Here is an 11,369-nt window from a genome sequence, read left to right on the forward strand (position 1 = left end):
TATGTTTTATACGTTTGTGTATTCTGCAATCGTTGCTTGAATCGCTGCCAATTCAGCATCAGCGGCGGCTTGCGTGTTACCCTTTGTTCCTACGTAGAACTTAATCTTTGGTTCAGTTCCCGAAGGACGTACGGCTACCCAGCTACCATCTGCCAATTGGTACTTCACAACATTTGCCTTTGGCAAATCAAGTGGTGTGCTGATTTGTGTCACGACATCTGTCACTGTTTGGGCGTCAAAATCTTCAACACGAACAACAGCCACATCACCAAATGATGCAGGTGTTTCTGCACGGAACTTGGCCATCAATGCCGCAATCTTTTCGGCACCATCAATTCCGCTAAATGTTAGTGACTTTGTGTCTTCAACAAAGTAACCATAGTTAGCAAACAATTCTTGTAGACCATCAAAGACAGTCTTACCTTGCGCCTTGTAGTAAGCCGCAACTTCTGCAAACAAAACGGTTGCTTGAACTGAATCCTTGTCGCGGACAAATGGCTTTACCAAGTATCCATAAGATTCTTCGAATCCATACAAGAAAGTACGGCTCTTGTCATCTTCGAATTGTTGAATCTTTTCGGCGATGTACTTGAATCCAGTCAAAACATTCAACATTTCAACATCGTAGTGATCCGCAATCGCAGTCGCAAATTCAGATGATACGATTGACTTAACCACAGCACCATTTGTTGGTAGACGGTCAGCGTCAGCCAATGCTGTTAGGATGTAGTTCAATGTAACGGCTGCAATTTGGTTTCCTGTCAATAGCACGTATTCACCATCAGGTTGACGAACTGCTACTCCCATACGGTCGGCATCAGGATCAACTCCGATAACGACATCAGCGTTTTCCTTCTTAGCCAGTTCAATTCCCATCGCCAAAGCTTTAGGATCTTCTGGGTTAGGCAATTCAACTGTTGGGAAGTCCCCATTAGGTTCCATTTGTTCTGGAACCATAATGACATTAGTGAATCCCGCTTGTTCAAGCGCAGGACCAGCAACCTTAGCACCCGTTCCGTGCAATGGAGAATATACCAACTTCATGTCAGCCCCTTCAGCCGCAATCAACTTCTTGTTAATTGAAACTGTCGCAACTTCAGCCAAGTAGGCCGCATCAACGTCAGCCCCAATCATTGTTAACAATGGGTTTTCGTCCAATGTAGCGTCATCGGCGACAGGCACCGTAAACATATCCGCTTCACGAATAGATGATGTGATAATGTCTGATTCTGCAGGTGGCATTTGTCCACCATCAGTACCATAAATCTTGTATCCATTGTAAGCCTTTGGATTGTGTGATGCCGTCAACATAATTCCAGCATATGCATTTAGATGACGAACCGCAAATGATAGTTCTGGCGTTGGACGCAATGATTCAAACAAGTAAACCTTGATACCATGAGCGACTAAGACACGCGCTGCTTCACGCGCAAAACGGGCTGAATTGTGACGTGAGTCGTATGAAATTGCTACACCTTGTGCTTTAATTTCTTCTGTTTGTTGATCCATCAAACGCGCCAAACCTTCAGTGGCTTGACGAATTGTGTAGATATTCATACGGTTAATTCCCGCACCCATAATACCACGCATACCAGCTGTTCCAAATGACAGTGCTTGGTAGAAAGCATCTTCTGCCATCTTTTCATCTGCTGCTAAATCAGCCATTTCTGTTGCTAAATCAGCGGGTAAGTTTTCTTGTTCTGCCCATACTTTGTAATTTTCTTGCCAAGTCATTGTATTTCTCCCTTTTATTGTGCCTGAATAAATTACTTGTTCATAAAATCGTGATCTGTTGGTAAGTTAAATTCTGTTCGTACAGTTGTTAGTGCCGCATGGATGACTTGATCCATATCGTAATAACGATATTGTCCCAAACGACCACCAAAAATCACTTGGTCTGATAGTTGACGTGCTGCTTGCGCATACTGCTTATAAACACCCATGTTACGGTCATCGTTAACCGGATAGTAGGCTTCTTCTGCACGATTCCAAGCCTTTGGATATTCGCGTGTAATCACGGAATAACCATCGTCAGCTAAGCCATCAAAATGCTTCCATTCCATGATACGTGTGTAAGGTGTTTCCGCGTCTGTATAGTTAATTACGGCATTTCCTTGTACATTATCGACCTCATGAACTTCTGTTTTAAATTCTAGTGAACGATATTCTAGTTCACCGAATTCATAATTGAAGAATTGATCAATCATTCCCGTGTAAACAATACGTGGGAATTCTGCCAAGTAGGCTTCTTGATTCTCAAAAAAGTCTGTATCCACTTGTACATCAATTAATGGATGATCTAGCAGTTGATCAAAAATTTGTGTATATCCACCAACTGGAATTCCTTGATAACGGTGATTGAAATAGTTGTTATCGTAAATAAAACGTACTGGCAAACGCTTAATGATAAACGCTGGCAATTCGGTTGCCTTACGCCCCCATTGTTTTTCTGTGTACCCTTTAATTAACTTTTCGTAGATATCTGTTCCAATTAATGAAATGGCCTGTTCTTCTAAGTTACGTGGTTCGCGATCACCTAGAGCCCCCAACGCAGCTTCACGTTGTTCATTAATCTTAGCTTGGGCTTCCGCCGGTGTCTTGGTTCCCCACATCTCATAAAATGTATTCATATTAAATGGTAGGTTGTACATCTCACCCTTATAGTTAGCCATCACTTGATTTTGATAACCATTAAAGTTGGCAAATTGGCGAATGTAATCCCAAACCTGCTTGTTATCAGTATGGAAAATATGAGCCCCATAATCATGTACTGTCACACCATGTTCAGTATGCGTATAAAGATTACCACCCACATGTGATCGCTTATCAATTACTAAGACACGCTTATTTTGTTTTGCTGCTTCATAGGCGAAGATGGCACCAAATGGGCCAGCTCCGACAACTAAATAATCATATTGTTTGTTATTGATCATTGTTATCCCATCCTGAATTCATTTCTTACGTCCGCGGGCAATTAACCGTTGGCGCACATGTTCTTATTACCATTAGTATATACCATTCTATTAAGAGTAGCCAAACAAAAAAGACTGCGTTTTCACACAGTCTTTTTCTCAATTCATTAAATTAGGTTTAGGCGCTTAAAAATGTCATCAACATGCTTCAAATGCCAGTTATAATCAAAGGCTTCATCAATTTCTGCTTGTGTTAAGCGTTCAGTGATTGTGGCGTCTGCTTCAACCAAATCCTTAAATTGTAATTGTTCGTCCCATGAACGCGCTGTTAGTGGTTGCACAGTGTCGTATGCCCCTTCACGTGACATCCCCTTATCAACCAACTTCAACAACAAACGTTGTGAGTAAATCAATCCGTAAGTACGGTCCATATTGGCACGCATTGTGTCTGGGAAGACTTGCAAATTGTTCAAAATGTTTGTCATACGGTTCAACATGTAATCAAGCGTACTTGTTGCATCTGGCAAAATCATACGTTCAGCACTTGAGTGTGAAATATCACGTTCGTGCCACAATGGAACGTTTTCCATTCCGGTTACAGAGTATCCACGCAAGACACGTGACAATCCCACCACGTTTTCAGATCCGATTGGGTTACGCTTGTGCGGCATTGCAGATGATCCCTTTTGACCACCGGCAAATCCTTCTTCAACTTCATGAATTTCTGAACGTTGCAAACCACGAATTTCAGTTGCTAGTTCTTCAATCGTTGTCCCAATAACTGCAATTGTTGATAGATAATCAGCATGCAAATCACGTGGCAACACTTGTGATCCAATCGGTTCTGGTGTTAGTCCTAGTTCAGCCATTGCGACTTCTTCAACATGTGGTGGCACATTCGCAAATGTTCCCACAGCACCAGACAACTTACCTGTTTCAACAGCATCAGCGACGCGTTCAAAACGGGCAATGTTACGTTCAGCTGCTTGGTAGAAACGTGCCATCACTAACCCAAATGTTGTTGGTTCAGCGTGCACACCGTGTGTACGCCCCATCATAACAGTGTCCTTGTATGCCAAAGCAATCTTTGCCAAGGCGTCGCGGTAAGCAACCAAGTCAGCCTTGATGATGTCGTTTGCTTGACGTAGACGCAATGCTTGCGCTGTGTCCACAACGTCAGTTGATGTCAAACCATAGTGAATCCACTTACGTTCATCCCCAAGTGATTCCGACACGTTACGTGTAAAGGCCACGACATCATGACGTGTTTCCGCTTCAATTTCCGCAATACGTGCGACATCAAATGTTGCATTTTCTCGAATTTTGATTAAATCAGTTTCTGGAATCATTCCTTCAACAACCCAACCGGCTGTTACAGCAATTTCTACATCAAGCCAACTTTGGTATTGGTTTTCTTGAGACCATACGGCACGCATGGCTGGTCGTGTATAACGTTCAATCATCCTTTATCACCCGTTTCTTTCAAAATACGAACATTCTTAATCAATAAACATAATTATACACGTTTTATACGTAAATGAATAGCACTACCCTGTAATTTAAGTAAAAAAACCGAATTTAAAAATATTTATTCACGTAAAACATTCGTCAGATACCGAACATTACTGTTTTTAATCAAAGAAAAAAGCCATTACCGTAGTAATGACTTCGATCATTTATACAATTACTTTGACTTTGCCTTAGCTTCATCAGCCTTCTTTGTCGCAGCAGCTTGTGTGTACTTGCTCAAAACGTTCTTCAAGTCGTTATCCTTGATGTTAACGTCTGACTTACCCAATTCTTCTCCAACAATGGCGTTCATTGTTTCTGGGTTAGTTTGTGCGGCCTTAATCTTACCAGCCTTCATTTGGTCCTTAACATCTTCAAATGACTTGTTTTCGTCACGTGAGTCCATCTTGATAACTGCATAACCTGTTGAAGTCTTAACTGGTGAAGTTGTGTATTCACCCTTCTTCAAACCAAAGGCAGCCTTGTTAAAGTCCTTTTCTTGTGTTGTTGTGTATGAGTTGAAGGCTTCCATCTTGCCACCATCAGCAGCTTCAGCAGACTTTGATTCCTTCTTTGCAAGTTCTGCAAAGTCACCCTTGTCGTCTAACTTCTTGATGATGTCTTCTGCTTGTTCCTTCTTTTCAACATTGATAACAGATACATTTACGTTTGGTGTAAAGTCTTTGTATTCTTCCTTCAATGTCTTATCTGAAACATCTGTGTTAGCTGCAACAGCTGCTTCTTGCAACATTTGTAGCTTAACAGCGTCCTTAAACATGTCAGTTGTCATTCCAGCAGCTTGAAGTTGTTGTTCAAACATGTCACCCATGTTCTTACGTTCTTCATCATACTTCTTGTTAACATCCTTGTTTGAAACGTCCTTACCGTAGGCCTTTTCCAATACGTCAGTCACGATCATATCTGCCAATGCCTTTTGACCAGTTGGTGTGTTCTTAACGTTATCGTAGAACGCCTTTTCAGTCACATTACCAGCACTTGTTGTTGCTACTGTTGCCGGACCAGCTCCCCAAACTGCAAGTCCAACTCCCCCACCTAATACAATTAAAATCGCAATAAATTTCTTCCACATAGCTAATTCAGCCTCTCTTCTCTTACAAAGTTATTCTTATAGTGTATCATACTTCACACAACTCACCTAGATATCCCAATCGACTAGTCGAACACTTCGTAGCGTGCGCCTAGTGCAAATCGGCCATTATCCAAGGCATGTTGTAACTGTAGATGGACGTTCATTTCTTCATCGACATACGTTAGTTTTCCACCCTTGTGATACCAGTTCACGGCTGGCAATTGACGTAATAGTGCTTCGTCTTCTACGGTTGTTTTCCCAAGCATAGCTCGAACCGACAAACGCACAAAACCAATTCCAGTAACCTTTTCAAGGAAAGCAACGTGCGTAAATGGCATTGGCAAAATGCTTCCTGCTTCCAATTGCACACAATCATTTACATCTTCGACCTCGGCTTGATACAAACCAGGTGATACAAGCGCTACATCTGGTAGTGGCATATCACAAATTAAAGCTTGATCCTTTGGCTCGAAAATAATGCCCGCATTTGTTTGACGACTGATCCCAATCGGATACAATTTTTCACCATCATAATAATAGTTCAGTAATTGTTTTTCTGCCTCAACTGGCAAAGTTGTCGTTGAATACTTATCACGCGGAATGACATGAACGTTCAAGCCAGCTTCTTTTAAACTACGAATTAATTTAATTCGATTACCGGGTACAAAAATACGACTCGGCTTTTCAATATCAACAACATTCATAATGTCTGACATCTCTAGAGGTTCAAAATAACGCTTATCACTTAACTCCGGCATAAACATCAAGTCATGCGGATTGTTATTCATCAAAATTGTCTTGATGCCTTGCTTTTTAATTTCATCTGCAACAGATGCCATCATATAAGCCGCAGCACCACCATCCCCTAGGCGGAATGCACCGGTTCCAATCACCAACGCACTGTCATCCCCCAACTGCTCACTTTCATTTTCAAATTCAAAAGTTGAATAGTATTGCGTAACCGCTTCTTCAAATTCACCAGCAGATGGCTCAAAGGCTTTATATGTTGGTAAAATTTCGTTTTCTAAACGGAAACGACGGACTTCTTCGTATGATGTCTCCCATAGACGCGCCACAAGACCATCTGAAAGGCCATAATACTTAGCTGCGCGCAAGGTTTCCGCGTCCCATGGACTCTTGGGAATTTCTTGTTCCAACTTCATAATGTTTTCAAGCTTATAGAAATAAAATGCGTCAATTTTCGTCAACTCAACTAATTCATCCACCGTGTAACCACGACGTAATGCTTCAAGTAATAGCAGAATACGGTTATCGCGGGGATGCAATAATTGTTCAATAATTTGATTATCAGTTAAAGCATTCATAATTGTTGGTGAAAAGCTCAAATTGTTGAAATGCGCCGCACGAATCGCCTTTTCAAGCGCTTCTTCAACACTACGTCCAACCCCAATGGTCGTTCCGACTGATTTTTGAATCGTATCCAAACGGTTCGCTGTCAATAAATTGGCATTTTCCAATTCACGGAAAGCAAAAACCGGGAAACGAATCGCAACGTGGTCCATTGTTGGTTCCAATAGCGCTGTATGTTCAGCGTAAACATCGGAAATTTGAATTTTATCCAAACGCTCCCCTAACATCACACCGGTCATAACTGGAATCAAAGGATACCCAGTCGCGGCTGTAATGATAGACGTTTTACGCGCAAAGAATGGAATCACACGTGTGATGACAAATTCATCTTCTTCTGGTTGAATGGCAAAGCGAACTTCTAAGACCCCTTCAACATCAAACCCTCGTGCAACTCTAAAAGCCGCTTCACGCAAAGTTTGAAAGGCTGGGTCAGATAACGTTTGTACCGGTGTAATCGCAATGGAATCACCAGAATGGATACCAAATGGATCCAAGTCTTCTGTCCCACCAATCAATAGCGTTGTATCGCGAGCATCACGCATGACCAGCAAATCAATTTCACGGTAGCCATAGATACTCTTATCGATACTAACTTGGTGCGTTAATGATTGTTCTAAGCACACCTCTGCTACATGATCCAACTCAGCAGCATCTTCGGCTTGCAGACGCGTACTAACCCCACGTGGCGCAACAGGTCGTACCACAACTGGGAAATCAAGCTCACGCGCCACATCAAACACTTCAGATGGTGTACTGGCAATGCGCGTTTGAATGTAGGGCAATCCCAACTTTGCCAAACGTTCTTGTAGATATTTTGAGTTTTGTGCGGCTTCCATCACGGCCAATGAAGGACCTAAGACACGTGGACTTTGTTCGCCTAATACTTTAACAATATCTGTCGTCAAATTAATCGCAGTCATACCACCAACAGTTGGCGCAATGGCTGTAATACCTTCTTCGATAATGATCTTAACTAATTTATCTGTTGTTAATTCAGACACAATGAACTTAATGCCCGTGTGAGTTGCTGCAAAACTATACGGATTATCATCAATATAGTACACAGCATACTCACGACGCAGTAATTCATCAATCATTTCACAGCTAGCAACATCACTTTCGGTCGCACGACCAAATCCATCCGCAGAGCTACCAATTAATAAAATACGTTCATTCATATACGGTATCCTCCTCGTCGCGCAGTCACCAATTCCATAAAGTCATCAAATGGTTGTACGGCTTCAGCTGGTCCAGGTGCTGTATCTGGGAAGAATTGCACACTAAAGGCTGGATAATCACGATGACGCAATCCTTGAATTGAGCCGTCGGTTAAATCAACGTGTGTCACAATCATATTCTTCCCACGTAGTGTGGCCGGATCAACTTGATATCCTTCTGCCTGTGTCGCATACATGATTTGGTTCGAAATTTGTTCACGAATTGGGTGGTTCATCCCATGATGTTCACTTGCCATACGGGCCAAAGAAACCCCATTTGCTAAGGCAAATAATTCATGGCCTAAGCCAATTCCAAACAATGGTACTTTTTCTTGATACTCACGAATCAAGTCTAAAATACTGTCAGGAACAACATGTGGGTCACCTGGTCCTGAAGAGAACACAATCCCATCAGGATCCAAATTAGACACATCATCACTTGTCGCATTGTAAGGCAACACCGTAACGTTCGCATCGTAATCATTCAATAGTCGTAAAATACCACTCTTCAGACCAAAATCAATCACAATAACATTTGCCTTACGCCCTGGATTAACATAGGCACGCGGTGTTGATGTTTGTTGAATTTGTTGGCTTGTCAAAACCATCGCACGCAATTGATCAAATGCATGTTCGTCCGCATTATCAACAATTGATGCTTTTTGTGCGCCTGTTTCTCGTAAATGACGCGTCAATGCACGTGTATCTACTTGTGCAATTCCCGGAATATTATGACGCATCAAAAACTCGTGCAAACTCATTGAACGTAAACGATTCGTTGAAACTTCTGCTAATGATCGTACAACAATTCCTTTAACCATCGGCCCAATCGCTTCGTCAGCACGATGATTAATTCCTGCAGCACCAATCGTTGGCATGGTAAAGGCCACAATTTGATTATGGTAAATCGGATTAGTCATGATTTCTTGGTACCCTGTCATCGCCGTATGGAAAAAGATTTCTCCAGACGTACTTGTTGGTGCACCAAATGCTACTCCCTCAAAAACTGTTCCGTCTTGTAAAATTAAATATCGTTTTGCCATGATAACCGTTCGTAACATCTCCCAATGTTACGTCCTTTCTATAGCGATTGATTAACGAATTTCAACGGCGTCGTAGCCATCAACTTCCTTTACGTTAACCTTAATACGTTCTGTCGCTGATGTGGGGATGTTCTTTCCTACGAAATCAGCACGTACTGGCAATTCACGGTGTCCACGGTCAACTAATACTGCCAAGTTAACAACGGCTGGACGACCATTATCCATCAATGCGTCCAAGGCAGCACGAATTGTACGACCTGTGTACAAGACGTCATCCACTAGAATGACACGCTTACCATCGATGTTAACGTTCAATTCTTGCTTGTTGGCGACTGCGACCGCAGCATCGTAGTCATCACGATATGCTGAAATATCCAATTCTCCCACAGGAATATCAACATTTTCCAATTGCTTTAATCGCTTCGCAATATGTTGCCCAATAAAGACACCACGTGTCTTAATACCAACAATTACTAAGTTATTAACACCCTTGTTTTTTTCAATAATTTCGTACGTAATACGTGTTAGCGCACGTTGCATTGCCATCGCGTCAACAATTTCTTTAGCCATTGTTTTTCTCCTAAAATTGTATAAAAAAAGCGTTATCTGAAAAAAATGCAGATAACGCTTTGGTTGATTACTAAATTTGCGTTATCTCCTGATCAACTCACAGGTTGAACTTAAGAAGAATTAACTAAATTTTACCATGAAACACGTTAGGAAAGAAATTATTCTTCGATTTGTGCGTAACGTGGTAATTCTGCCAAAGTATTTGCGAATACTTCAGGTACAGGTACAGAAAATTCTAATTCTTCTCCTGTTGTTGGTTGTGTCAAACCAAGTGTTGCCGCATGCAAGAATTGTCCATTCCCCTTCAACGTCTTACTTGGTCCGTATAATGGATCACCAGCAACTGGGTGTCCGATGTATTGCATGTGTACACGAATTTGATGTGTACGTCCTGTTTCAAGGTTAACCTTCAACAATGTGTAGCCGACAAAGCGTTCAACCACTTCAAAGTGAGATACGGCTTCACGTCCGTCAGCAACAATTCCTTGCTTCTTACGGTCTGCCTTAGAACGACCAATTGGGGCCTTAATTGTTCCTGTATTTTCTACGAATTCACCGTGCACCAAGGCATAGTATTGGCGCAAGTTTTTCTTATCCTTCAATTGTGCAGATAGGTTTTCATGGGCTGCATCATTCTTAGCAACCATCAATAGACCTGATGTATCCTTGTCGATACGGTGAACAATCCCGGGACGAATAACGCCATTAATACTTGAAAGCGTTGTGTGGTACATCAAAGCATTCACCAATGTTCCTGATGGATGTCCTAATGCAGGATGTACAACCATGCCTTGTGGCTTGTTTACAACAATCACATCATCATCTTCATAGACAATTTCCAATGGAATGTTTTCTGGCTTTACATCTAGTTCCACCGGTTCTGGAATCGTCACAACGATTTCATCCCCTGGCTTTACTGAATACTTTTGCTTTTTATTTTCGCCATTTACTAAAATGTTTCCGTCTGTGTTTAATGTTCCAACTTGTGAACGTGTTAGATCATCAAAATGTTCGGCTAGCACTTTGTCTAGACGACCTGTTTCTTCACTGATAATTAATGTTTTTTCTGGCACGATGTTATCTCTTTCTATATGTCTGACGTTTCAAAGTACGCCTTTAATGCTTGGTGAAATTTAGGTGATAGCCAATAATTGTATTGTTCGCCTCGAACACTAAATATCACAGTACGTTTTGTAAATTGAATTTGTGACATTTCATCGTACGTGATGTAGTCGCTATGAATACTTGCTAACTTACGAAAACGCAATCCATCCGCTTCCATCGTTACTTTTTGACGACCAAATATGTACGTAATCAACACAACAAAGAGGATAAATGACACAATTGAATATACATTTAAATGCGTCACTTCTAACCACATAATCATACCAAAAACTGGCACCATCAAGAGCCACGTCCAAAATACCCAGCCCACTAGTCCAGCTGTTTGATAAAAACCTTTCATGCTATCGCCTCACTCAATTTATTATCTTTTCAGTATAACATATACCATCTATCAACACGCAGTTGTGCCTATGACTTAGTATCTATAATGAACATTGAATTTTCCATAAAACAGATTTTTTAATTGATGATTAAAGCATAATCTGTCCAAAATAAAAAACGTACTTATTTATATAGGTACGTTTTTAAATAA

The 11,369-nt window shown here is 41.4% G+C and carries 9 protein-coding genes; all 9 read right to left on the minus strand.

What is annotated here, in order from left to right:
- Window positions 1-6: 6 nt before the first annotated feature.
- The 9 genes from WS08_RS04580 to WS08_RS04620 all read right to left on the minus strand — a co-directional run bounded on the left by WS08_RS04580 (window position 7) and on the right by WS08_RS04620 (window position 11,177).
- A complete protein-coding gene (locus tag WS08_RS04580; protein WP_009496296.1) occupies window positions 7-1,734 on the minus strand; it encodes a phospho-sugar mutase in 1,728 nt (575 codons plus the stop codon).
- 32 nt (window positions 1,735-1,766) lie between these two features.
- Entirely contained in the window at window positions 1,767-2,933 is a 1,167-nt protein-coding gene (gene glf, locus WS08_RS04585; RefSeq protein WP_009496294.1) for a UDP-galactopyranose mutase, read from the minus strand.
- Between the two features lie 146 nt (window positions 2,934-3,079).
- Window positions 3,080-4,375, minus strand: a complete 1,296-nt coding sequence (gene purB / locus WS08_RS04590; protein WP_009496292.1) for an adenylosuccinate lyase — start codon at window positions 4,373-4,375, stop codon at window positions 3,080-3,082.
- Between the two features lie 221 nt (window positions 4,376-4,596).
- On the minus strand, window positions 4,597-5,511 hold the full coding sequence (locus WS08_RS04595) for a peptidylprolyl isomerase (protein ID WP_009496290.1): 915 nt from the start codon (window positions 5,509-5,511) through the stop codon (window positions 4,597-4,599).
- An 83-nt stretch (window positions 5,512-5,594) separates the two neighbouring features.
- Window positions 5,595-8,060 (minus strand): carbamoyl phosphate synthase preATP-grasp domain-containing protein, encoded by a 2,466-nt coding sequence (locus tag WS08_RS04600; RefSeq protein ID WP_009496288.1) that lies wholly within the window; start codon window positions 8,058-8,060, stop codon window positions 5,595-5,597.
- A complete protein-coding gene (locus WS08_RS04605; protein ID WP_009496286.1) occupies window positions 8,057-9,142 on the minus strand; it encodes a carbamoyl phosphate synthase small subunit in 1,086 nt (361 codons plus the stop codon). The genes WS08_RS04600 and WS08_RS04605 overlap by 4 nt, the downstream gene beginning before the upstream one ends.
- A 51-nt stretch (window positions 9,143-9,193) precedes the next feature.
- Window positions 9,194-9,712, minus strand: coding sequence for a bifunctional pyr operon transcriptional regulator/uracil phosphoribosyltransferase PyrR (pyrR, locus tag WS08_RS04610; protein WP_009496285.1), 519 nt, complete (start codon window positions 9,710-9,712; stop codon window positions 9,194-9,196).
- 158 nt (window positions 9,713-9,870) lie between these two features.
- Window positions 9,871-10,785: an RluA family pseudouridine synthase gene (locus WS08_RS04615; protein WP_009496284.1), complete on the minus strand. Its 915-nt coding sequence runs from the start codon at window positions 10,783-10,785 to the stop codon at window positions 9,871-9,873.
- Between the two features lie 14 nt (window positions 10,786-10,799).
- Window positions 10,800-11,177, minus strand: coding sequence for an EbsA family protein (locus WS08_RS04620; RefSeq protein WP_009496283.1), 378 nt, complete (start codon window positions 11,175-11,177; stop codon window positions 10,800-10,802).
- Window positions 11,178-11,369: the final 192 nt, after the last annotated feature.

The sequence above is a fragment of the Weissella tructae genome (assembly GCF_000732905.1).
In the GTDB taxonomy this organism is placed as follows: Bacteria; Bacillota; Bacilli; order Lactobacillales; family Lactobacillaceae; genus Weissella; species Weissella tructae.

Coding starts and splice junctions, on each gene's coding strand:
- glf (WP_009496294.1), bottom strand. CDS start 2,933: ATGATCAATAACAAACAATATGATTATTTAGTTGTCGGAGCTGGCCCA.
- pyrR (WP_009496285.1), bottom strand. CDS start 9,712: ATGGCTAAAGAAATTGTTGACGCGATGGCAATGCAACGTGCGCTAACA.
- WS08_RS04580 (WP_009496296.1), bottom strand. CDS start 1,734: ATGACTTGGCAAGAAAATTACAAAGTATGGGCAGAACAAGAAAACTTA.
- WS08_RS04605 (WP_009496286.1), bottom strand. CDS start 9,142: ATGGCAAAACGATATTTAATTTTACAAGACGGAACAGTTTTTGAGGGA.
- WS08_RS04620 (WP_009496283.1), bottom strand. CDS start 11,177: ATGAAAGGTTTTTATCAAACAGCTGGACTAGTGGGCTGGGTATTTTGG.
- WS08_RS04595 (WP_009496290.1), bottom strand. CDS start 5,511: ATGTGGAAGAAATTTATTGCGATTTTAATTGTATTAGGTGGGGGAGTT.
- WS08_RS04600 (WP_009496288.1), bottom strand. CDS start 8,060: ATGAATGAACGTATTTTATTAATTGGTAGCTCTGCGGATGGATTTGGT.
- purB (WP_009496292.1), bottom strand. CDS start 4,375: ATGATTGAACGTTATACACGACCAGCCATGCGTGCCGTATGGTCTCAA.